Annotated in this window: 17 protein-coding genes; 10 read left to right on the plus strand and 7 right to left on the minus strand. The window is 40.0% G+C overall.

Translation table 11 applies throughout. From position 1 onward, the window contains the following. Positions 1–456 precede the first annotated feature (456 nt). Positions 457–1,950: a guanosine-5'-triphosphate,3'-diphosphate diphosphatase gene (gene gppA, locus CWC30_RS05725; protein ID WP_138626643.1), complete on the minus strand. Its 1,494-nt coding sequence runs from the start codon at positions 1,948–1,950 to the stop codon at positions 457–459. Positions 1,951–1,995: 45 nt separating this feature from the next. Next, a complete protein-coding gene (rhlB, locus tag CWC30_RS05730; RefSeq protein ID WP_010392673.1) occupies positions 1,996–3,273 on the minus strand; it encodes an ATP-dependent RNA helicase RhlB in 1,278 nt (425 codons plus the stop codon). A gap of 91 nt (positions 3,274–3,364) precedes the next feature. Between rhlB and trxA the strand changes: the two genes are divergently transcribed. Next, positions 3,365–3,691 (plus strand): thioredoxin TrxA, encoded by a 327-nt coding sequence (trxA, locus tag CWC30_RS05735; RefSeq protein ID WP_013463750.1) that lies wholly within the window; start codon positions 3,365–3,367, stop codon positions 3,689–3,691. Positions 3,692–3,879: 188 nt separating this feature from the next. Beyond that, positions 3,880–5,139, plus strand: a complete 1,260-nt coding sequence (rho, locus tag CWC30_RS05740) for a transcription termination factor Rho (protein WP_013463749.1) — start codon at positions 3,880–3,882, stop codon at positions 5,137–5,139. Between the two features lie 78 nt (positions 5,140–5,217). On the opposite strand, the gene CWC30_RS05745 is transcribed toward rho, so the two are convergent. Further along, a complete protein-coding gene (locus CWC30_RS05745) occupies positions 5,218–8,040 on the minus strand; it encodes a tetratricopeptide repeat protein (RefSeq protein ID WP_138626644.1) in 2,823 nt (940 codons plus the stop codon). A 170-nt stretch (positions 8,041–8,210) separates the two neighbouring features. Between CWC30_RS05745 and CWC30_RS05750 the strand changes: the two genes are divergently transcribed. Then, positions 8,211–8,792, plus strand: coding sequence for a DNA-J related domain-containing protein (locus CWC30_RS05750; RefSeq protein WP_069438775.1), 582 nt, complete (start codon positions 8,211–8,213; stop codon positions 8,790–8,792). 8 nt (positions 8,793–8,800) lie between these two features. Here the strand turns inward: CWC30_RS05750 and dbpA are convergent, their stop codons facing one another. Next, on the minus strand, positions 8,801–10,189 hold the full coding sequence (dbpA, locus tag CWC30_RS05755; protein WP_171034688.1) for an ATP-dependent RNA helicase DbpA: 1,389 nt from the start codon (positions 10,187–10,189) through the stop codon (positions 8,801–8,803). A gap of 193 nt (positions 10,190–10,382) precedes the next feature. On the opposite strand from dbpA, the gene CWC30_RS05760 reads away from it, so the two are divergent. Together CWC30_RS05760 and CWC30_RS05765 are read left to right on the plus strand one after the other, a co-directional pair. Next, a complete protein-coding gene (locus CWC30_RS05760) occupies positions 10,383–12,458 on the plus strand; it encodes a TonB-dependent siderophore receptor (protein ID WP_138626646.1) in 2,076 nt (691 codons plus the stop codon). A gap of 135 nt (positions 12,459–12,593) precedes the next feature. Then, the gene (locus CWC30_RS05765; RefSeq protein WP_069438772.1) at positions 12,594–13,535 is read left to right on the plus strand and encodes a tetratricopeptide repeat protein; all 942 of its coding nucleotides are present in this window, start codon (positions 12,594–12,596) and stop codon (positions 13,533–13,535) included. Positions 13,536–13,617: 82 nt separating this feature from the next. Here CWC30_RS05765 and CWC30_RS05770 read toward each other — a convergent pair whose 3' ends face one another. Next, on the minus strand, positions 13,618–14,523 hold the full coding sequence (locus CWC30_RS05770; protein ID WP_036980862.1) for a DUF808 domain-containing protein: 906 nt from the start codon (positions 14,521–14,523) through the stop codon (positions 13,618–13,620). Positions 14,524–14,645: 122 nt separating this feature from the next. On the opposite strand from CWC30_RS05770, the gene CWC30_RS05775 reads away from it, so the two are divergent. The 5 genes from CWC30_RS05775 to CWC30_RS05795 all read left to right on the plus strand — a co-directional run bounded on the left by CWC30_RS05775 (position 14,646) and on the right by CWC30_RS05795 (position 19,945). Beyond that, positions 14,646–14,924, plus strand: a complete 279-nt coding sequence (locus CWC30_RS05775) for an MliC family protein (RefSeq protein WP_138626647.1) — start codon at positions 14,646–14,648, stop codon at positions 14,922–14,924. Positions 14,925–14,991: 67 nt separating this feature from the next. Next, complete coding sequence (locus CWC30_RS05780) at positions 14,992–17,022, plus strand: methyl-accepting chemotaxis protein (protein WP_076922609.1); 2,031 nt, start codon at positions 14,992–14,994, stop codon at positions 17,020–17,022. Between the two features lie 71 nt (positions 17,023–17,093). Then, positions 17,094–18,560 (plus strand): 4-hydroxy-3-polyprenylbenzoate decarboxylase, encoded by a 1,467-nt coding sequence (gene ubiD / locus CWC30_RS05785; protein ID WP_013463739.1) that lies wholly within the window; start codon positions 17,094–17,096, stop codon positions 18,558–18,560. A gap of 86 nt (positions 18,561–18,646) precedes the next feature. Next, positions 18,647–19,360, plus strand: a complete 714-nt coding sequence (fre, locus tag CWC30_RS05790) for an NAD(P)H-flavin reductase (RefSeq protein WP_069438769.1) — start codon at positions 18,647–18,649, stop codon at positions 19,358–19,360. A gap of 171 nt (positions 19,361–19,531) precedes the next feature. Continuing rightward, positions 19,532–19,945, plus strand: a complete 414-nt coding sequence (locus CWC30_RS05795; protein ID WP_013463737.1) for a CBS domain-containing protein — start codon at positions 19,532–19,534, stop codon at positions 19,943–19,945. A gap of 46 nt (positions 19,946–19,991) precedes the next feature. Here CWC30_RS05795 and add read toward each other — a convergent pair whose 3' ends face one another. Beyond that, entirely contained in the window at positions 19,992–20,993 is a 1,002-nt protein-coding gene (gene add / locus CWC30_RS05800; protein ID WP_069438768.1) for an adenosine deaminase, read from the minus strand. A gap of 122 nt (positions 20,994–21,115) precedes the next feature. Next, positions 21,116–23,806 carry an ATP-binding protein gene (locus CWC30_RS05805; protein ID WP_138626648.1) on the minus strand — a complete coding sequence of 897 codons (2,691 nt, stop codon included), beginning with the start codon at positions 23,804–23,806 and terminating at the stop codon, positions 21,116–21,118. Positions 23,807–23,819: the final 13 nt, after the last annotated feature.

Here is a 23,819-nt window from a genome sequence, read left to right on the forward strand (position 1 = left end):
GTTGGTCACTCAGTATCTCTTTCGAGAAATCACATTGAGACTCTAAATTTGTTTGCCTCGTTACTTGCTCAATAAAGAACGAAATAGCTTGGCTGTTAGAACTCAATCTGTACGAGTGCCCACACAGATGATTGCTTTATATTGTTAAAGAACGTTGCGATTAAAGCGTTTAACTTTATCTCGCTAGGGCTGCGCATATTACGCTTTCCTATTTTTTTGTCAACACTTAATTTTGTTAAACTTGAAAGTTTTCGAAACTAAGTTTTACTCAACTCACTGAGTAGCTCGTGCCTCGCTATGCGTTGCCCTCTGCCGTCTCAGTGGGGTCGCATTATAGGGAGATCCGAAAACAGATCAACCCTTTTTTGAAGAAAACCTGAAATAAATGACTGTTCGCTGGATATTTAGACTAAACGCTCATTTTAACCACTAAAAACTCCGCAAAGGTCGACTTAATTAGCTTACTTTAAGTTTCCAACCGCATTTTTTCTGATACTTAATCTCTTGATTTAGCTCACTTGCCATCAATGGATGATTTTTTAACCAATCATTTTCAAATTGAATCACTAACTCTTCATTCTCAGCTGTTATCTTAAAGTTTGGCAACACATCATCTTGTCGGCGCATTGATAGAATAACAGCGATACGTAATAGTCGAACCATATACGCGGCAACAATACTATGTGCACCTAAATGATCTAAGCATCCCTTTTGAAGGTCCCAGCGATGACTATTAGCTATAGCAACAATTACTTTATGCTCTGATTGTGAAAAACCGGGCATATCGGTATTTTCTAAGATATAAGCGGTATGTTTGTGGTACTGCTTATACTCTATTAGTAAACCTATTTCATGAAGCTGCGCGACAGCATTCAAAAGCGGTAATCCGTTTTGTGCTTCAATCGGCCAATAATGACTGACTTCATTAGCTAACAGTACTGCTAAACTTGATACTCTAGATGCTTGCTTTTGATCCACATGATAACGATTCATAAAACCATCAATAGTACGTTGGCGAATGTCGGTATTGTGTAGCTCCGGTAGCATGCTATATAAAACACCTTCACGAAGCGCGCCACCCGCTAATCCCATTTGTTCTATTTCTAGTGACTCAAACAGTGCAATTAAGATAGCCAGCCCAGATACAAACACTAAACGTCGCTCTTCACTTAACCCTGGCAAGTCGAGTTCAGCGATAGTCTCATAAGCAATAGATTGTTGCTTAATGGTGTATAGCTTTTCAAGGGTGAGCATTTCATTTAAATTTTGGGCCACCATGATTTCTTGAATAGCTTGTACGGTCCCTGACGCACCAGAGGCAAGTTGCCAACCAGCCGTTTTATACTCAGGCGCTATTTCATCAATAACAGCACGCGCGGCTTTAATAGCAGTATTAAAGTTTGCTTCATTTAACTGGCAATCTTTAAAGTAGCGTTCAAGGTAAGTAACACACCCTATATTAAGACTTTTATAGTGACGTGCTTCAAAGCCTTGGCCGATCACCACTTCAGTACTCGCACCACCAATATCAATAACTAGCTGTTTGCCCGCACATGAAGAAGTGTGCGCAACTCCTTTGTAAATAGTTCGCGCTTCTAGCTCACCACTAATAACATTAACTTTATGGCCTAATATTTTTTCAGCACGTAATTTAAAGTCGTCGGCGTTGGTTGCTAAACGAAGTGTTGCAGTGGCAACAATGGTGATGTTTTTCTTGGGAATATCTTGCAAACGTTCCGCAAACAAGGCCAAACACTCCCAGCCTCGTTGCATAGCCTCTAAGCTCAATAGATTATTATCATCAAGCCCAGCGGCGAGTCTTACTTTGCGTTTGACGCGACCTATTGTTTGCAAGCCACCCGCCACTGATTTGGCAATAAGCATATGAAAGCTATTTGAGCCCAAATCAATGACTGCATATACATTTTTTTGCGGTTTAAGTTGCCCCACCGTTCAAAAACCTCTAGTTACGAATACTATCAAACTAACGGTCGGTTAAGACCGTCCTTTTTGGTAACCATTATTTGGGCGACGTCCGTTGTTATTACTACGATTACGTGGACCGGTAGAAAAATTACGTTTTCTGTGAATAGTCGGCTTAGTCAAATCATCTAGCAATGCACTTTTATCGTAATGCGATAAAGGGATGCTGTGCTCGATGTACTCTTCAATTTCATGAAGGTTATAAGCATACTGCTCACACGCAAAGCTAATTGCATGACCCGAAGCGCCTGCACGAGCTGTACGACCAATACGATGAACGTAATCTTCGCAATCATCAGGTAAGTCAAAGTTAAATACATGACTTACTTCTGGAATATGTAAACCACGCGCAGCAACATCGGTAGCTACTAAAAAGTCTAGCTCGCCTTTACTAAATTGCGCGAGTATTGATTGACGTTTCTTTTGGTTTACATCACCGGTGAGCATACCCACTCGATGTCCATCTGCTTTTAACCATGCATACACAGTTTCACAGCTGTGTTTGGTGTTTGCAAAAACAATGGCTTTCTCGGGCCATTCTTCTTCAATCAGGGTTAACAACAGCTTAATTTTATCTTCTTGTGAAGGATGAAATAGCTCTTCTTGAATACGTTTACCCGTTTTTACATCGGGTTCTATTTGCACATGCTCTGGGTTTGTCATATGTTCAAATGCAAGCTCTTGTACACGATACGACAGTGTGGCAGAGAATAATAAGTTTAAACGTTCTGATGTATCCGGCATACGACGGAACATATAACGGATATCTTTAATAAAGCCTAAATCGAACATACGATCGGCTTCATCTAGCACGACTACCTCAATTTCATTAAGGGTGTAACAGCCTTGCTTGTACAGATCTATTAGGCGACCTGTAGTACCAATTAAAATATCAACGCCTTTTTCTAGTTGTGCACGTTGTTTTTCGTAATCTTCGCCACCATATACTAAACCTAAGTTAAGATTACAGTGCGGCGCTAAAATTTTTGCATCTTTGTGTATCTGAATCGCAAGCTCCCGAGTTGGGGCCATGATCAGGGCTCTTGGATGTTTACTAGGTGCTTTGCTAGATTGTAATAACCGGTGGCATGTGGCGGTTAAAAACGCCAACGTTTTGCCTGTACCTGTTTGTGCTTGGCCCGCAATATCGCGCCCTTCACAAATAAACGGTAGGCATTTAGCTTGAATGGGTGTGCAATATTCAAACCCACTTTCGGTTAACCCGGCAACCACTTCCGGTGCAATAGCAAAGTCTGAAAACTTTTTATCGGTCAAATGTGTCTTAGTCATAGCGTTTAAGCATAACGTTTAAACTTGCAATAAGAAACAAGAGTGTTTAAATACGCACTAAATATTTCGCCTAACTAAACCGGAGAGCGCAATGAGCGAGAAAATAATCCAAATTACCGACGATAGCTTTGAAGCTGACGTATTACAATCAGACAAACCTGTACTAGTAGACTTTTGGGCTGAATGGTGCGGACCGTGCAAAATGATCGCCCCAATTCTAAGCGAAGTTGCTGAGGAATTTGATGGCCGTGTAACGATTACTAAATTAAACATTGACCAAAACGCAGGTACTCCACCTAAATTTGGTATTCGTGGTATTCCTACACTACTACTTTTCAAAGATGGTCAAGTGGCTGCAACTAAAGTAGGCGCATTATCAAAAACACAATTAGTTGAGTTTTTAGAAAACAACATCTAAGTGTAAATTTATAAAAAAAGGGCGCTCAGCCCTTTTTTTATTATTTATTTTACAGAAGTACTGGACGCTGCAGTAATGACCTGCTAGTTTATAAAGCCAACTAATCCTTAGTTATATTCAACAAACCTCACTCAACGATCTAATAAAGCGATTTTGAGTATGACAACTGTAATAAAGAACCCACCAATATGCATTTACGCGAATTAAAAGACAAGTCTATAAAAGAGCTTGTAAACTTAGCTGAGTCCATGGGGCTCGAAAACGTAGCCCGCTTAAGAAAGCAAGACATTATTTTTGCTATTCTTAAATCCCACGCCAAAGGCGGAGAGAATATTTTCGGCGGTGGTGTATTAGAAATTTTGCAAGATGGTTTTGGCTTTTTAAGATCATCAGAAGCTTCTTACTTAGCTGGCCCAGATGATATTTATGTATCTCCAAGCCAAATTCGCCGTTTTAGTATGCGTACTGGCGACTCTATTTCAGGTCTTATTCGTCCGCCAAAAGATGGTGAGCGTTACTTTGCTTTACTTAAAGTAAACGAAGTTAATTTTGATAAACCTGAAAACTCTCGCACTAAAATACTTTTTGAAAACCTGACGCCACTACATGCAAACGAACGCTTTCGTATGGAACGTGGTAACGGCAGTAAAGAAGATATTACCGCACGAGTTCTTGATTTAGCGTCACCCATTGGCCGCGGCCAACGTGGTTTATTAGTAGCACCGCCAAAAGCGGGTAAAACCATGTTGCTACAAAATATTGCGCAATCAATCACACATAACCACCCTGATGTTACATTAATGGTTTTACTTATTGATGAACGTCCGGAAGAAGTGACTGAGATGCAACGCCTAGTAAAAGGTGAAGTTATTGCATCAACATTCGATGAACCAGCATCTCGCCATGTACAGGTTGCTGAAATGGTTATCGAAAAAGCAAAGCGCTTAGTTGAGCACAAAAAAGACGTGGTGATTTTACTTGATTCAATCACACGTTTAGCACGTGCTTACAACACCGTTATTCCATCATCAGGTAAAGTATTGACCGGTGGTGTAGATGCTAATGCATTACATAAGCCTAAACGTTTCTTTGGTGCAGCACGTAACGTTGAAGAAGGCGGTAGCTTAACAATTATTGCGACTGCGCTTATTGATACCGGCTCTAAAATGGATGAAGTTATTTACGAAGAGTTTAAGGGTACGGGTAACATGGAACTACACCTTAACCGTAAAATTGCGGAAAAACGTGTATTCCCAGCTATCGACTTTAACCGTTCTGGTACGCGTCGTGAAGAATTACTTACTAAGCCTGATGAGCTCCAAAAGCTGTGGATTTTACGTAAGATAGTCCATGACATGTCAGAAATTGATGCCATGGAATTTTTAATCGATAAACTATCAATGAGTAAAACCAACGATGAGTTTTTTGATTCGATGAAACGTCAGTAATCTGAACGCTGGTTAACTAAATGTTTTTAAATAAAAAAGACACCAGATGGTGTCTTTTTATTTTTAGAGTAAATCAGCTTATCTGTATTGCTTAAGCAGTACCAGCAAGTCATTTACTAATGTTGTTAACTTTTGAGTGTTAATTTGTGACTGAAGTAATTCATCATCTAGTGCTTTTGCCACTAATGCTATCTCTTTAAACTCAAACATTTGTGCCGCACCTAAAACTCGGTGGCTATCTTTTTGCAACAATTTATAATCTCCAACTTTAAAATGCTGTTCAATTAGCTCACTTTCTGTAATCAGGCTTTGTTTAAAACTCGCTACTAAATCACTCATATCTACATGGATACTTTCTGTCGATAAATCCTCATTTGCTGAGCTTAAGTATTTAGCTAAAACAGTGTAAAAAGATTCTTTGTCTATTGGTTTTGCTAAATAATCGCTAAAACCAAGTGATAAGTAGTGGTCAATCTCGTGGCTCATGGCATTGGCCGTTAACGCTAAAATAGGCTGCTCATAGCCACATTGTTTGAGTAGTTCAAACGCAGAAATACCATCCATAACGGGCATTTGAATATCTAAAAGCACCAAATCCGGATACAACTTTAAACTTTGCTCTACGGCTTGCTCACCATTTTCAACGGCAATCACTTCAAGTCCTAGGGAGTGTAAATAACGACTGATCAGTTTTCGGTTATCACTGTGATCCTCAGCAAGCACCACCTTACCGGATAACAACCTATGCCCCTCACCCGATTTAGCCTGCATATCATCGTGGCAAACTTGCTCTTCAACTTGTATACAAGGCAAATAGAACGAAAACTCACTGCCCTTTTTAAACTCACTCTGCACGCTAATATAGCCACCCATCATCGCTGCTAACTGCTGCGACAAACTCAAGCCCAAACCGGTACCACCAAAACGTCGGCTAATGCTGTTATCTGCTTGACTAAAGCATTCAAAAATAAGCTTAAGCTGTGAGGATCTCATACCAATTCCAGTATCTTGAATACAAAAGAGCAGCCCTTGATCCGTTTTGCTAACAGCAATTGTTACGTGCCCCTTATGAGTAAACTTAATGGCATTGGCGCATAAATTAATAAGTATTTGTTTTACTCGAGTTAAATCTAGCCGCGTAAAATAGGTATCACCTAACTGACTCTCTAATATCAGTGACAAGCCTTTCGCTTTAGCTTGTGGAGAAAACATAGCATGAACATCGTTGATCAATCGCACCATATCAAAACAGCTAATGTTAAGTTCTAGCCTGTTTGCTTCGATTTTACTTAAATCAAGCACATCATTAATTAGGCTTTTTAAATGCTCACTTTGTCGTTGTATTACCCTAAGCTCATCTTGTAATTGCTCAGCCTTGTACTGACCACTAATAAGATTATCTGTTTGCGCCAAAATAGCGGTTAATGGCGTTCTAATTTCATGGCTTATATTTGCTAAAAACTGGCTTTTAACCTCGTTAGCTTCACGCAGTTCTTGCGCCACACTTTGCAGCTCTTTGGTGCGCTGTTCAACTTGATCACTCAGCTTTAACTTCGCTTGTTTTTCTGTTCGGCGTTTATAAACAGCAATTACTGTAATTAAAATCAATATGGCAACAATCACCAATAAGAACATCAGCTGTGAACGTTTAGCTATTTGTAATTCTTGTAAGTATTGTTGCTGTTTTAATTGTTTAATTTCTTGGTTTAGCTGATTTGATTCAAACTGAATTTGAAATTGACTGACCGCTTTTGAGGCTTCTTCGGTATTAACACTGCGCTGATAATCAACATACTGTTGATGCAAACTTAACGCTTTTTCATAATCCCCTAAGCTAGCATGGATCAGCGCTTCAACCCCCAAACCGTCTTTTATGCGCATGCCATTATTATACTCTTTGGCAAGCGTAATTGAACGCTCTGAGGTTTCTTTGGCATTTTCTGTATCGCCTTGCACAAATTGAACAGTCGATAACACGTGTAAAGCAGCCGCTAGTAACGACTTATTATCAGCCTCAAGTGCAAACTGCTGCCCTGCATTAGCATGATATAACGCGACATCAAATTTATTTAATTTAAGGTTAATTGTTGCTAAATTGGCGTGCTTAGTCGAAAGCTGAAAGGCGTTATTAACACTTTGATAGTAGCGCAAAGCTAATTGGTTGTAATGCAACGCTAACTGGTACTGCCTTGATTCAGTGTACGCCACACCCATGTTACCGTATACCTGTGCAACGCCATCGTCATCACCAAGCTCTTGAAAAACTTTTAAAACCTCACGATACATCTCAAGCGCGGACTCATAGCGAGAGAGACGAATATAAATACCGGCAATATTATGTAATATATCGGCTTTATCTTGTGCGCTCCCCTCTTTTTCATAAATGACTTTGGCTTGCTGATAATAATCGAGGGCTAGCTCCATGTTATACATATCAAAGTAAGCGAGCCCAATATTACTGAGTAAGTTAGCCTGTTTAATCGGGCTTTTAAGGGGAACGGCAATGTTTAACGCGCGATTATAATCAACGACCGCTTGTTGCACTAACCCTTGATAATAAAGCACCACGCCTTGCATTTTAATTGCACGAAAATAAAGTTTTGGCTGTTCTTTAAGGGTGCTATTCGCCTCTAGTAATTTAAAATACTTTAGTGCGTTAGCTAAATCACTCTGTGTAAACGCCAGCTCCGCTAAGTCACTGTAAATGGTCACGCGTTTTAAGTTTGGAAGATCAGGGTTAGCTAATATGTCTGTTGCAAGGCGGTGCTTTTTAGTCCATGTTTGCTCAAGATCGAACTGCTCAAACAAACTTGTCTGCTCATTGGATAAAGCGTCGTTTGATGCACCACTCAGTACAACCAAAAGAACAATAAAGCAGATGCGCTTTAACCGAGTCAGCATAAAAATATCCTTTAATCCTTGCTAGCCATAATAAAATGACAGCCAAACAATATGTAAACATCTAATTTAGACGAATATAAAACAGGCATTCACGCCCACTCCTTGGGGTTTAATGTTACTTAGGTGTATGATAATTTGTTAAAGATACACCAATTAATAGATTGTAAACAATGTTTAACCCACTGATAGATGAGATTTTTGAACTATTAATCAATAAAAAAGTGTGGATGGTTCATACTTTAGCATCGGAACTAAAAGAACGTGGGTTACTTGATACCTTAGCCGCTGATCCCGAGCGTGATTTATTTAAACGTAATTTTTTAATTATGAATGCACTTTATCAATTACAGCAGCAAGTCATGCCAAAACAGCAGCTACTGATTGAAAGTTTACACATTGAACTGGTGAGCGACCCTAGCCAAAACCAACTTCACCCAAACGATCCGCTGCGTGACTACTACTTAAACTGGCAAAACTTTGAAACATCAACAGCAGAAATTAACGCATTATTAGATAGCTTTTGGCAACGTTTCAGTAAGCCTAAACAACATGAAGCGCCTTTAAGTGCTCAGCTACATCAGCAATTAATCGCTCGCTGGCAATTAGTACAACCAATTACCTTAAAAACATTACAAAAGCGTTGGCGACAACTTGCAGTACAGCATCATCCAGATAAACAAGGGGGTGATAATGAAGTGTTTAAACAATTAAAAATAGAGTATGAGCAACTCAAGGCGAGCTGCTCATCTTAGATCGAGAATTAACGCGTTAGGCGACGCGCACGGATTTTACGTCCTTTAATATTACCTTCGGTTAATTTGCGTAACGCTGGTTTAGATGAGTTACGCTCTACCGCAACAAATGCCACGTTATCAAGTACGTTGATTTTACCAACTTGGCGCCCTGCTATACCATCTTTACCTGTTAATGCCCCTAAAATATCACCCGCGCGCACTTTTTGCTTTTTGCCTGCATCTATCATCAGCGTCACCATTTCAGGTTTGTATGGCGGCTTATCTAATAGGTTATAAGATGGCATTGGCTCAGGGGTAAAATCACGCTCATAGTGGTCACCAATTTGCGCTACTTTAAATTGCTCTGCCTCACCATAAATAGAACATGCAATCCCTTTTTTGCCTGCTCGTCCGGTACGGCCAACACGATGTACATGAGTTTGTGGATCGTGAGCTAAGTGATAGTTAATCACCATGTCCATATCATCAATGTCTAAGCCGCGTGCAGCTACATCGGTAGCCACTAAAATAGACGCACTCTTGTTCGCAAAATGAATCAGTGTACGCTCACGGTCACGCTGCTCTAAATCACCATGCAGCGCCACTGCACTAAAGCCTTCATCGGCTAAGTCATCACATACTTGCTGCGTTTCTACCTTGGTATTACAAAACACCACACAGCTTTGAGGGGTAAATTTAAGAAGTAGCAGCTTAAGCGTTGGATAACGCTGTTTATTATTATCCATTTTGTAGAAGTATTGTTTAATCGTACTTTTTTCTTGCTGTTCTTCTACTTTAATCATTTCTGGATTGCTTAGTACACGCTTAGCAATAGCTTCGATTGATTTTGGAAAAGTAGCGCTAAATAACAACGTTTGACGATTGGTTGGAATGCGATCAATTATGGCATCGAGGGTATCTTGAAAGCCCATATCAAGCATTTGGTCGGCTTCATCAAGTACCAGGGTTTCAACATCATCTAAACGCAATGTACCTTTGCGAATATGATCATCAACTCGCCCCGGTGTACCCACAATAATATGTGCACCATGTTCGAGTGAACCAATTTGCGGCCCAATTGAAACCCCACCACACAAAGTTAAAATCTTAATGTTATGAATACCACGCGCTAGTTTACGCATCTCAACCGCCACTTGCTCTGCAAGCTCACGAGTTGGGCATAATACTAGCGACTGAATACGAAAGCGTTTTACATTTAGCTTGGCTAAAACGCCTAAACTAAATGCCGCTGTTTTACCTGAGCCTGTTTTGGCTTGGGCAATAATATCTTTGCCACTTAAAATAGGCGGTAGGCTTTGCGCTTGTACAGGCGTCATTTGGGTGTAGCCAAGCGTTGATAAATTATCAACTAACCCTGAAGGTAAGGCCAACGATGAAAAAGCAGTTGCAGTCACAGTAAATTCCATAGCAAAAAATAACTTGAGAAAAGTCTCAATTAATATGTGGCTAATAATAGCAGAATTAGCAATTGGCAACCATTAGCAACGAACGATTAAAAACTGCAATAAAGACATTGCAAATGATAGTTGTTTTCATTAAGATCTGCGACGTTTTACTATTCTAATAATTCTAAGCCGGAAGCTACTAATGAAACTTAATCCTCTTTTTATCGCTCTTTTAGCCTGTACCTCTGCAAATGTATTTGCCAACACCGCAAATATAGAGCGCATTGAAGTTAAAGGTAGTTACTTCAACGACTACAAAGTAGATAATGCCAGTGGGGCAATGAGAACATCTACCTCATTACTCGAAACCGCTCAGTCAGTTACCGTAATCACTGACACTATCGTAAATGAGCAACTAGCAACCACTCTTGGTGAAGTATTGACCAATGATGCCAGTTTAACTGCAGGGTCTAAACAACGAAATAGAGAAGTATTTAACTTACGTGGCTTTCAATTAAGCTCATCAACCGGCTACCTGCGTGATGGCCATCAGCATTGGTCTCATTACCAACAACCCATTGAAATTTTAGAGCAAGTAGAAGTTATTAAAGGCCCTTCAAGTATTTTGTATGGGCAATCAGGTCCCGGTGGCCTAGTTAACATGGTAACTAAAAAGCCAACTGCACAAACGTTATTTAGTGCCAGTGCCGATGTTGACCAACATGGTTCAACCCGCTTTATGCTTGATGCTGGCGGCGCACTCACCGAGGCTGAAGATTTACGTGCTCGTGGTATATTAGTAAAGCAAGACGTTGAATATTGGCGTGAATATCAAAACGGTGAAAACCGTGAGCGTGACCGCTTTTTAGGTGCCTTAGTTGTAGATTACGATATTGGCGACAACGCACTTGTTCGTGTTCATTATGACCGTACCGATGACAAAGCAGGCTTAGATACTGGCGCTTGGATAGATAATGATGCCAACATTATTGGTGATGACAAAACAATTCGTGATATGTCATGGGCCTTTACCGACATTACTGTTGAAAACATGGGTATTGATTTCAAAGTATTTTTAACCGATAACTGGCAAGTTAATTTAGGCTACAATGAGCAAACGTTTGAACGTCAGCGCTTTGAGTCAGCACCACGTAAGCCAAGTGACTTTATCGAAGGTGATAGTTACCAGTCACGTCCTTACGATCGCTTTGATGATTGGCAGTTTAAAACTGCTTTTATTGACTTCATTGGCGAATTTGAAACCTTGGGTGTACATCATCAATTACTTGTAGGTGCTAACTCACTGGATTATTACTACGGCCAATTACGCACATCTGCTGATACGATTAATTTTTCTGCCGGTCAAAATGAGCCTAATCGCCCTAATATAAGTTACAAATCAGATGACACTATTAGCTCATCTGCTTACGACTACTACGGGATTTATATCCAAGATTTAATTTCATTCTCACCAGAATGGCAACTATCACTGGGTGGTCGTTACGATAAACAAAGTAAAGAAAACAGCAATAACGAATCGTTCGTACCTAAAGTTGGTGTACTTTACCATCCAAATGCCTCTGCAACTGTTTATGCAAGTTACTCAGAAGGGTTTGAGCCGCAAAACGAAACATTAGTAAATGAAAAAGATATTAATAACGGTATGAAGCTCGATGCTATTACCTCTGAGCAAAAGGAAATTGGGGTAAAATGGCAACTGTTTGATGATCGATTAATGCTTAGCGGTGCCTTATTTGATATTAGCAAAACAGGCACCTTAGTGAGCGAAGATCTTGTTAACCCTATCGGTGATATAACGAGCATTACCACGCAGGCAGGTGAGCAACGCCATAAAGGCTTTGAGCTTGCTGCTCAAGGTGCTGCAACTGACCGTTTATTTGTTATGGCATCAACCATGTATTTAGATGCTAACTATGAGCGTGATGAAAAATTAGAGGGCAAACGCCCTACTGATGCTCCAAAATGGTCTGCCTCTTTATGGACACGTTATGAACTCAATGACGCTGTTGCTTTTAATGCAGGTGCGTTCTACGAAGGAGAGCGTTTTGCTGATAACGCTAATACCGTAACAAAAGAGGGTTATACTCGTGTTGATATTGGCGCAACCTACAAGCTTAACTTAAATAACAATGATATTAACTTACGTTTAAATATTGAGAACTTATTCGATAAAAACTACCTAGTCGGTGGCGGTTTAAATAACGTTACCGTAGGTGAAGGCACAAGCGTGCGTTTAGCCGCACAATTTAGCTTCTAAGCTGATTCTCTATAAAGCCCATATCAAAAAGTATGGGCTTTATAAACCAATCCTTTATGACATAATTACTTACAGTTTGCTGCTTTACTAATTTATCACTTGCTCTAAAGTTGTAAATTAACAAGGAGCCTTATTATGTTGCTTTTCAATACTAGCCAGTCATTTCCTTATTTTGCACAAACGCAGTGCTGCCCTAATTGCCATAGCCGCGCCTATCATCTGATAAACCAAAGTCGCTTTTTACGCTTTACGGTTATTCCTGTTTTACCTTTAGCGCTAAGCTATAAATACGAATGCTATCAATGTGGCTATAATGCGCCTGCAAAGCTAAAGCAGTTACCTATTTTTGAAATTGTCACTCTACCTAAATACTTTATAGGAGTGTTTTTAGCGTTATGGGTGGGGCTGTTTTTTTACCAACAACACGCTGCAGCGCAAGCGCAAAAGCAACACTACTTAACTAACCCTAAAGCGTACGACACGTATTTAGTACACGCCGATAAATTTACTCATGAGCCATGGACACTGACCAACTTAAAAATTGCGCAGGTTTTAAGTTTTGATGAGCAGTTTATAACTTTTCAGGTAAGTAACTACAGCTATAAACGTAACAACGGCATTACGACAGCAATGCGTACTAGCTTATTAGTGCAAAACGGTTATTTCTCAACTGACAAAATTACTTTGCCTCGTAGCGAAGTTATAAGACTCTATAACGACGGGGTGATTTACGACGTACTACGCCCCTCAGCAAACAGTTTATATGGTGGTTTTGTAATGTTTCCGCCAAAACCTAAACCGCTATATAAAGGTTTAAAGCTCGACAAAAATAACCAACAAGGGATTACCTACTTTAAAAATGGACAGTACAAAGAAGCCGCTGAAAGCTTTAAGCTTGCCGCAAATGCCGGCTCGCAATGGGGGCAGCTAAATCTTGCGCAAATGTATCGAGATGGGCAAGGCGTAACTAAAAATGTAAAAACAGCAAAGTATTGGTACGAGCAAGCAATAGCGCAAGGTAATAGCAAAGCGAAATATGAGCTAAAACAGCTTTGTGACAATAGCCAATGTAAATAACCTAAGCTATAGTTAAATAATTAATAGTGTGCGCTTTGATGAAAATATAAAACAAAGCGCAGTCTAAAAATTCGCACAGTAGTTATTTTTTAAATATTTTTGTATAAGCTAAATGCAGAATAACAATGCATAGCCCCGCTACTACCCCTAGTAATCCGTCAAATATAAGAGGGGCTAATATTTCGCCGGTGCCATTTAATAACGACTTACCTATGGTTATTACTTCTAATTGCCAATGATGTAGTAGCTCAATACCGTGGGATAAAATGCCGCCACCGACTAAAAACATGGCCACAGTGCCGGCAAAGGCTAAAAATTGCATAAGCCTTGGCGCTGCTGCTAATAAGCCTTTACCGATCAGCTCTTTAAACTTATTGGCCGACACCTTGGATTGGTTAAGTAAATACAAACCCGCGTCATCAAGTTTTACAATTCCAGCTACCAATCCATAAACACCAATTGTCATGATGATGGCAATAACACTTAGCACCAGTGCTTGATTCATTAATGTAGCCCCAGCCACAGTCCCTAAGGTAATTACAATAATTTCAGCAGAAAGAATAAAGTCAGTACGAATAGCACCTTTTACTTTTTGCCTTTCATATTCAACTAAATCTAACTTTTCATCATCATCTATCGTTTCCTCATGGTGAGGTAAAAAGCGAGCAAATACTTTTTCAGCGCCTTCAAAACATAAAAATAAGCCACCCATCATTAAAAGTGGTGTAATTAGCCAAGGCAACCACACACTAATTAATAACGCAGCAGGGACTAATATCGCTTTATTTAAAAAAGACCCTTTTGCCACTGCCCATACTACCGGCAGCTCTCTATCGGCAGTGACCCCTGTAACTTGCTGCGCATTGAGCGCCAAGTCATCTCCTAGTACGCCTGCCGTTTTTTTAGTCGCGACTTTACTCATGGTCGCAATATCATCAAGTAAGGTCGTTATATCATCAAGTAATGTTAAGAGGTTAGTGCCAGCCATGATATTCCCTAGCTAAAAATAAGAGCTTAAACATAACGTAAAGCCTTATTTTCACCAACGGTTAATTTAGCTTTGCTAAGCTCTTAATTAACCAAGCGACCAAATAAGTAAAACACAACCTAATGAAACACTACGCCGTTACTATTACTTTAATAGCCCTGGTTGCATGCAATGAGCAACCCATTACAACAAACTACATGTGCGATAACACCGCTGCACAGCTAGATATTATTAGCAACAAACAGGCGACGCTCCGCTTTAATAAGCATGATTATTTATTAACTCATGAGGTGAGTGCTTCTGGTAGCAAATATATTAATACCAAGGTACTGTTTTGGAGTAAGGGCGAGCAAGCTATGCTAATAATTAACGGTAAAAAATATCAATGCACAAGCAATTAACCATTAACTAACAACATATTAAAAAACTTGCTACACTAACAAAAGTCTTAATATTGTTGATAAAGTTATGCATTCTATCGCTATAAAACATAAAATAATTTTAGCCTTTTCAGCTATTGGCCTGTTAATGCTCACCAGCTGCATATTTTTTTACTGGTCACTCCATCAAATCAGTACCACTAACTCGCGCATAGAAACGTTAGCGGTTCCGGTACAGCAAGCAAGTAAAGACCTGCGTTTATCGCTACTTTCAATTACTAAATTTAATGCCATTGCTTACAGCCAAACTAAACTTGATTTACTACTGCAAAATAAAAAGCAAGCACACGCAGAGCAAACACAGTTTTTTAATAAATTAGAGACGCTAAAAGCGCAAGTTGCCAAACAACAAAGTATGCAAACATTACTTGTTACTATTCATAATGACTTCACTAAACTAAATACAATAAGCAACGACATGCTTGCAGTAAAAGAGCAACGCTTTAAGGCACAAAGTACCGCCGCAGCACTGACTGTTACCTTTAATGAACAGCTACGCGATCTGAGTAACCAGTTACTTGATATAGAGCTCATAAACGTAGCAGGCAACCAGCAATCGCTTTTAAATGCAGTCTTTGGCACAGCGACTCGAATTGATGATTTATTATTTACTCTAAACAATAATGTCAAAGGCATTGGGCAAGTAACCACCTCAGAAGATATCAATGCCCACCAACAAGACACTTCTTTTTTACTCGATAATATTCAATCTAATCTTAGTTATTTAGAGCAACAAGCCTCTCCTATTACAAATAAGCTCAACGCCAATGAGTTAATAGCGGCGTTTAACGATTTAAGCAGCCTATTAAATAGTCCTGATGGGCTGTATGCATTGCAGAACACTGTACTCAATAGCAAAGACAAGGTTGATCAGCGGTTTGAAAGTTTTCAACATGCCTTTATCATTATAGAAAATCAGCTAATTGAGCTTAATAAACTTGCAGACACGCGTTTTGACTCCCTGCAAGAGAGCGCTAAGTCAGCAATCAATACCGGCTCTAGCTTAGTTATTATTATTGCTTTTGTTTTAATTGTTTTGCTGGTTATTATTTCAGTGTTTACTACTAACGCCATGCTAAAACCACTTAAAAAGGTAAATAAAGAACTCGCACGCATAGCCTCAGGTGACTTTTCACAGCGTAGTAATCCTCTAAGTAAAGACGAATTTGGTACCCTACTGCATAATACCAATAAGCTTTGTGATGATTTAACTCACCTAATAAAAGGGATCAGTAACGACGCCTACGAACTCGATAACTCAGCCATTCAAACCAGTGAAAAAGGGCAGCAAATGACCATCGTTGCTAAGCAACAGCTGGAACGCAGCGCACAAGCAACCTCATTAGCGCAACGTATGCTACAAAGCTCACAAGCCGTTTACAAACAAGCGCAGAGTACCTCAAATGAAATAACGAATGCCTCGCAGTTTGCAAATGATGTCAATGACATTGCAAACAACAATAGCCAAAGTATTGAATCTCTTTTAAGCCGCTTAGATAAAGCCGTCACCAGCACCGAGGAGCTTGCGCAATACACCCAACTGATTGGCGCTATTGTTGATACGATTAGCAGTATTGCAGAGCAAACCAATTTGCTAGCGCTTAATGCGGCCATTGAAGCAGCAAGAGCCGGTGAACATGGTCGAGGATTTGCCGTAGTGGCCGATGAAGTGCGTTCGCTTGCAGCACGAACACAAAGCTCCACTAGCGAAATAACCACCATGATCAACACACTACAACAACATACTCAGACTACCCAAGCTGAAATAAATGATGGTCAACAACAAGCCAAGCATTGTGTTGAAAACAGTACTGAACTAAATGCAGCCGTTGAGCGTATCAAAAGCACGTTAGTATCGGTCAATGCAATGAGCAAAGACATTGCCCATGCATCGCATGAACAACTTGCAAACAGCACTGATATCCAACAAATAATGGCTAAGGTAACCGATCATGCCACCTTAAATGCCGACAATGCGACGACCCTAGCAAGCGAAAGTGAAGATGTTAACCAACTTGCACACTCTTTAAAAGATGCGGTAGAGCGCTTTAAGTTTTAAGTGCAAGTAATGACTTGGCTTGCATGAACTGGGTATAATACTTTTAACTTTTTGCTAAGTAACGGCCCACAATGAAATACAAAGATCTACGCGATTTTATCGATTTACTTGAAAAACGAGGCGAATTAAAACGCATCAGCCAAGAAATCGACCCGTATCTTGAGATGACCGAAATTGCCGATCGCACACTGCGTGCTAAAGGCCCCGCTTTATTATTTGAAAACCCGAAAGGGTATGACATGCCTGTTCTAGCTAACTTATTTGGTACACCTAAGCGTGTAGCAATGGGTATGGGCCAAGAAGATGTCAGTGAATTACGAGAAGTTGGTAAGTTATTGGCATTTTTAAAAGAGCCAGAGCCACCAAAAGGCATTAAAGAAGCCCTTGGACAAATTCCGGTATTTAAGCAAGTCCTTAATATGCCAGCCAAAGAAGTAAAAAAAGCGCCCTGCCAACAAGTTATTTTACAAGGTGACGATGTTGATTTAACCAAGCTTCCTATTCAGCATTGCTGGCCTGGTGATGCTGCGCCTTTAATTACTTGGGGTTTAACCGTTACCAAAGGGCCTTATAAAAAGCGTCAAAATTTAGGGATTTATCGCCAGCAGTTACTTGGCAAAAATAAAATTATTATGCGTTGGTTATCTCATCGTGGTGGCGCGCTTGATTTTCAAGAGTGGTGCAAAGAACACCCTGGTGAGCCGTATCCGGTATCAGTGGCATTAGGGGCAGATCCTGCCACAATTTTAGGGGCGGTTACTCCGGTCCCCGATACATTAAGCGAATATGCTTTTGCCGGTTTATTGCGTGGCAGTAAAACGGAAGTGGTTAAGTCTATTTCGAATGATTTACAAGTACCGGCCAGTGCAGAAATCGTGCTTGAAGGGCATATTATGCCGGGAGAAATGGCACCTGAAGGCCCCTATGGCGACCATACGGGTTACTATAATGAAGTCGATGACTTTCCCGTTATGACGGTCACTCATATTACTCATCGTAAAGACCCTATTTATCACAGTACCTTTACGGGTCGTCCGCCTGATGAGCCAGCTATTTTAGGGGTGGCTTTAAACGAGGTATTCGTACCAATTTTACAAAAACAATTTCCAGAAATTGTCGATTTTTATTTACCGCCAGAAGGTTGTTCGTATCGTATGGCCGTGGTTACCATGAAAAAACAATACCCAGGGCATGCCAAGCGCGTAATGATGGGGGTTTGGTCATTCCTACGACAGTTTATGTACACTAAATTTGTTATTGTCTGCGATGATGACATTAACGCCCGAGATTGGAACGATGTAATATGGGCTATTACCACCCGTATGGATCCTGCACGCGACACCACGTTAATTGAAAACACGCCAATAGACTATTTAGACTTTGCATCGCCTGTCTCTGGCCTTGGTTCAAAAATGGGCATGGATGCAACCAACAAATGGCCTGGCGAAACAACCCGTGAGTGGGGCGAACCTATTGTTATGGATCAAGCCACTAAAGATCGCGTTGATGAACTTTGGGATAGCCTAGGTATTCTTTAACGACTTTGGTCTAGGCTATAAACTCACCCTGCGGATATGCTACTATTGCTCAAATAAAGTGCGTATCCGCTAATTTAAGGTAAAACATGCAAACATTACACGCTGACGTTGTTTCTATCAGTCCACTAACAGAATTTGTTCATAAAGTTATTTTAAAGCCGCAGCAACCCGTCACATTTGAAGCTGGCCAATATTTACAATTGGTTTTAGGTGAAAAAGATAAACGTGCGTTTTCAATTGCAAGCCGTCCTTCACAAACGGATGCTTTAGAATTACATATTGGTGCTTCAGTTGCTGACTCATATGCTATGCAATCGCTAGAGCACCTTCGTAGTGCCCACAATAATAATCAAACCGTGACTATTGAAGCGGGCTTAGGTGTTTCTCAACTACGTTTGCAGTGCGAGCGCCCCATTATTTTACTTGCTGGCGGCACAGGCTTCTCTTACGCAAAATCAATGGCCGATCACCTTGCTGAAATAAACTGTCAGCGCCCAGTGCTATTTTATTGGGGTGTTAAAGAAGAGTCTGCGCTGTATGCACACACCGAAATGAAAGCTTGGGCAGATAGCCATAAGCACTTCGAATTTATTCCTGTGGTAGAAAATCCTACTGACAGCTGGACTGGCCATACTGGTTATGTGCATAAAGCGGTAATGGACGATATCATCTCGCTTGAACCTTACGATATTTACATGGCAGGTCGTTTTGACATGATAGGCATAGTGCGCGATGACTTTATTAGCCACGGAGCCATTCGCGAAAACATGTACGCAGATGCATTTGCTTTTATAAAGTAAAAGATAGCAGATTATTTTTAAGGCACCTTAGGGTGTCTTAATTGTTTTTATTACCCGCCATTACCGCTGCGATGATTGTTATTACCTATTAAACTCATCAACATAAACAATTTCCTAAAATCCAATCTATAAACCATACTTTGTATAGAACATTCAGCGGGAGAAACCTAAATGCTAAATACAAAAGTAAAAGATTTTATGCAACACAAGTTGCCTCATATTACCCCTAATACAGAAATGACGACCGCCATTGCAGAACTACAAAAATTTAAATTGCTTGGTGCCCCAGTATTTGACGATAACAAGTTGCTAGTAGGTTTTATCTCTGAGCAAGAGCTACTTAAACCCCTAATGCAAAGCAGTTATTTTTGTGACGGTATGGTAAAAGTGTCTCAGTTGATGCAAACAGAAGTTGTGACGGTCAGCGGTGATACCAATATCATGGAATTAGCAGAACAAATGCAACCTGGTAAGCCAAAGAATTATCCCGTGGTTGATGGTGACGTTGTAGTTGGCATGATCAGCCGTGCCGATATTTTAAAAGCACTTTATGATAATTACGTTAGCTGTCAAACTCACATATAAACAAAAATGCCACTGTAAACAGTGGCATTTTTAATCGTATGGGTGATTAACGCTGTGCGACTTTGGTTTTGAGTGCCTGTTTATCTGCATCACTTAAATACGCAATTTCAAGTGCATTGGCTTGCGCTTTTTCCATATCAGCTTGCGATAAACCAGCTTGTGGCGCTGCAGTTGCATATTCGTACTCAATTTCAATCCCTTCAACAGCCGGATCATCGGTATTAATGCTGGCCAAAATGCCATGATCTAAAAACTGTTTAAGCGGATGCTTAGTTAAGTCATTAACTGTGCTGGTTTGAATATTGCTGGTTAAGCACGATTCAATACCAATACGGTTATCACGTAAATAATCCATTAGCGTTGAGTCTTCAATCGCTTTAACGCCATGCCCTATTCTGCTTGCACCAAGCTCGTTTAATGCTTGCCAAATACTGGCAGCACCCAATGCTTCGCCAGCATGCACGGTAACCGCTAAATACGCATCACGTACTTGTTTAAACTGATCAACAAACAGCTCGCCAGGGTAACCAATTTCGTCACCGGCTAAATCAACCGCGACCAAATCATTTTTAAAAGCAAGTAAAGCATCCAGCTCGTGTTGACAGGTTTTAACACCATAAGTACGAGACAAAATACCAATTAAGTTTGCTTTAATATCAGCATCTTTTGTTGCACTTTTAATACCATCGACCACAGCTTCAACAACGCCCTGAGGATGTAAACCTTGGCTTTGTGCCATGTAGTAAGGGCTAAAACGTAGTTCTACGTAATCAAGGCCTTGCGCTTGTGCATCTTCAATGTTTTCTATCGCAATTCGTCTACAAGCATCATAATCACCCAGTACCGTGACCCCCCAATCAAGCTTTTGTAAAAATGCCATTAGGTTTGGCTCAGGATCAATAACCTGAACATGAGGAATAAGTGCCTCAACATTATCTGCTGGTAAAGCTATATTAAACTGACGACCAAGTTCTAATATGGTTTGCGCGCGTACATTCCCATCTAAGTGACGGTGAATATCTAGCAAAGGTATTTTTCTATTAATCATAGTAGCTACTCGGTTGAATTAAAATTGCGCGAATGATACGCAGGTACATTAATATTTCAAGTGTAGAATATTTAAAATGGCGCTTGGAGGGCTTATGTCTGCCTTTTGTACAAAAATACGTGTTACTTATCTAAGCGAGATAAATAATACCAAAGCGTTTTAAATAGCTCATCAGCTTCAATAGGCTTGGTCATGTAGCTATCCATTCCAGAGGCAATCGCTTTTTGAGCGTCTTGTTCGTGAGCGTTGGCGGATAAACCAATAATAGGTAAATCAATAAAACCTAACTCATTACGAATCACTTTTGTTGCTTGTAAACCATCCATATTAGGCATTTGAATATCCATAAATACTAGATCGTAGTTTTTTTCGCTAAGCATCGCAATCGCTTCTAAGCCATCTTTTGCGATATCAGCAATACCGTGTTTAGTTTCTAAAATAGCACTTACAACATGTTGGTTTAATGGGTTGTCTTCCACTATAAGTAATTGATATTTTTCTAAAGAAATATTACTGACATCAATTTTTGATAAAGCATCAGCACTGTATTTGGCTTTTGGCAGCGATGAATGAACTGGTAAGCTAAAAGTAAACGTAGATCCATGCCCCTCACTGCTTTTTAAATCAATAGCCCCTCCCATCAATTCGACCAATTTTTTACAAATACTCAAACCTAAACCAGTACCACCGTACTGACGCGACGTTGAGCTATCGGCTTGAGAAAAGGGTTTAAAAAGCTGTTTTTGAGCTGCAGAGCTAATGCCAATCCCGGTATCGTTAACGCTAAAGTATGTCATTTTTGATGATTGCCAAATCTTTAACGTAATACAGCCCTTTTCGGTAAATTTTACTGCATTATTTAATAAATTAAGCAGAATTTGCTTTAAACGAATAGGATCGGTATTGAGAGTTAAATGCGCATCGCTGTCATACTCTAATTTTAAAGAAAGCGATTTACTCTCCACCTCAAATTGCATTAAACCGACGATGTCCTCGGCTAATTGTTTGAGGTTCACAGGCTCTTGCATTAACTCAAGTTTACCGGCTTCCATTTTAGAAAAATCGAGTACATCGTTTAACACTCTTAATAATACACTTAGAGCACCATCAGCTTGCTCTATATAGCCTTTTGCTTGCTGCCAATCCTGTTGTTGTAGCGCTAGATAGTGCATACCCTTTATGCCATTTATTGGCGTACGTATTTCATGGCTCATGTTGGCTAAAAACTGACTTTTTATAGCACTGGCTTCATCGGCCTTTTGTTTTTCTTGGCGTAGCGTGAGTGTTTGCTTTGCCACTTGTTCGCGAATTCGAATATTGGTAGCCGTCACAGAGATCAAAAATATAATCAACAACCACACAAATAACATACCCACTATTTGCGCCAGCCAGTATATTAACCACGATGATTTTAAAACGGGTTGATGCAGCTCAACGCGCCACATTCGCTGACCAATTAACAACTGATATTTTTTTAATAACACCATAGAGTGATGCTCTGCAATATAAAGTGCCTGCTGTTTTTCAGTATTATTAATATCAAAAAAACTAATCGCAATACGCTCATTAGAGTCAAACGACAGCGACTTAGAAAGTTTAGCTAAGCTAACCACGGCAACAACAAATCCTTTAAAATCGCCTTCTGTTACCACATTTCCAAAAACGGGATACATAAAGAGTACACTTAATTCATCGTTATTCGGTATCAGTGCTGTCGGTTCACTGATCACCAATTCATTAAGTACTTTAGATTTAGTGAGTGCTGTACGCACTTGCTCGTTTGAACCTAAATCAAACCCAACAATATCTTTCATACCCCTAAGTGGATTTATATATTTTACAGGGTAATACAACTCTCGATAGGGGGCTTTTTGCCATTGCCCATTCGCTGATTTTTGTTTGATAAACGGGTTTTCGCTATCAACTTGCTCAATCCATGATTGATACTCGGCACGAGAATCATCAGTAATAGCAGGAACCCATTTAAAAGCGAGTATTTCTTCACTGTAGCTTAATTGTTTAGCCGTAAACTGCGTAAACTCACTAAAACTAACGTCTTCACTATTTGCTAAAAAACCACTTAATAAAGATAGATGTGCAATGATCTCATCTAACTTTTGATTTATAGCGCTTTGAGTCGCAAGCACTTCCGTTTCTTGTTTTTGAGTGTCTTTTTGTTTTTTTACACTCGCTGCACCATAAAAACTAATACTAATAATCGCATAAATAAGTAATGCAGGAACAATAACTTGTAGCCGATGGCGCATCTCAGAATAGTGAAATACAGCTAATAGTAATGGGGTAAAAATTAATACGCCAATACTGTCACCTATCCACCAAGTAATAAAATTATCCAGCGCATTCGTAACAGGGATGATCTGGTTAAATACTAATAAACTCGTACCAGCAATAGCGCCTATGACACAGCCGACAGGACCTGCGATTGCTAAGCTTTGAATACTTAATTTTAACGATGAAAGGTCTAGAGGGGCTTTTATTACTTTTGTAATTATTTGCGCGCCAAGCCATGCTTGCAAAAAAGCAGCGCCGCTGAGGCCCACTGCATGTAACAAAATTTGCCAGTTAAAAATATCTGTAACATGGTCTAAATGAATTAAATTAATCAGTAAAGAACCAGCAATAATGCCTAAGTAAGCGCGATGGCGCCATAATAAAAAACTGGCTAGTGCAATGCCTGCAGGTGGCCAAGAAGCCACGGCATAACCGTCTACTGCGAGTAATAAATTACTAAGATAACCAGTAAAAAAATAAGCGCATGCAAGACTAAAAGAGAGTGTAAACACATTTTTCATAGCCTTCGCTCCT

Source organism: Pseudoalteromonas sp. S4741 (assembly GCF_005886135.1).
Classification (GTDB): domain Bacteria; phylum Pseudomonadota; class Gammaproteobacteria; order Enterobacterales; family Alteromonadaceae; genus Pseudoalteromonas; species Pseudoalteromonas tetraodonis.

What these genes read in the sequence shown, in the direction of transcription:
- ubiD (WP_013463739.1), top strand. Translation starts at nt 17,094, where the DNA reads ATGAAATACAAAGATCTACGCGATTTTATCGATTTACTTGAAAAACGA.
- CWC30_RS05795 (WP_013463737.1), top strand. Translation starts at nt 19,532, where the DNA reads ATGCTAAATACAAAAGTAAAAGATTTTATGCAACACAAGTTGCCTCAT.
- CWC30_RS05765 (WP_069438772.1), top strand. Translation starts at nt 12,594, where the DNA reads ATGTTGCTTTTCAATACTAGCCAGTCATTTCCTTATTTTGCACAAACG.
- CWC30_RS05760 (WP_138626646.1), top strand. Translation starts at nt 10,383, where the DNA reads ATGAAACTTAATCCTCTTTTTATCGCTCTTTTAGCCTGTACCTCTGCA.
- CWC30_RS05780 (WP_076922609.1), top strand. Translation starts at nt 14,992, where the DNA reads ATGCATTCTATCGCTATAAAACATAAAATAATTTTAGCCTTTTCAGCT.
- CWC30_RS05775 (WP_138626647.1), top strand. Translation starts at nt 14,646, where the DNA reads ATGAAACACTACGCCGTTACTATTACTTTAATAGCCCTGGTTGCATGC.
- rhlB (WP_010392673.1), bottom strand. Translation starts at nt 3,273, where the DNA reads ATGACTAAGACACATTTGACCGATAAAAAGTTTTCAGACTTTGCTATT.
- CWC30_RS05745 (WP_138626644.1), bottom strand. Translation starts at nt 8,040, where the DNA reads ATGCTGACTCGGTTAAAGCGCATCTGCTTTATTGTTCTTTTGGTTGTA.
- fre (WP_069438769.1), top strand. Translation starts at nt 18,647, where the DNA reads ATGCAAACATTACACGCTGACGTTGTTTCTATCAGTCCACTAACAGAA.
- add (WP_069438768.1), bottom strand. Translation starts at nt 20,993, where the DNA reads ATGATTAATAGAAAAATACCTTTGCTAGATATTCACCGTCACTTAGAT.
- CWC30_RS05750 (WP_069438775.1), top strand. Translation starts at nt 8,211, where the DNA reads ATGTTTAACCCACTGATAGATGAGATTTTTGAACTATTAATCAATAAA.
- trxA (WP_013463750.1), top strand. Translation starts at nt 3,365, where the DNA reads ATGAGCGAGAAAATAATCCAAATTACCGACGATAGCTTTGAAGCTGAC.
- CWC30_RS05770 (WP_036980862.1), bottom strand. Translation starts at nt 14,523, where the DNA reads ATGGCTGGCACTAACCTCTTAACATTACTTGATGATATAACGACCTTA.
- rho (WP_013463749.1), top strand. Translation starts at nt 3,880, where the DNA reads ATGCATTTACGCGAATTAAAAGACAAGTCTATAAAAGAGCTTGTAAAC.
- CWC30_RS05805 (WP_138626648.1), bottom strand. Translation starts at nt 23,806, where the DNA reads ATGAAAAATGTGTTTACACTCTCTTTTAGTCTTGCATGCGCTTATTTT.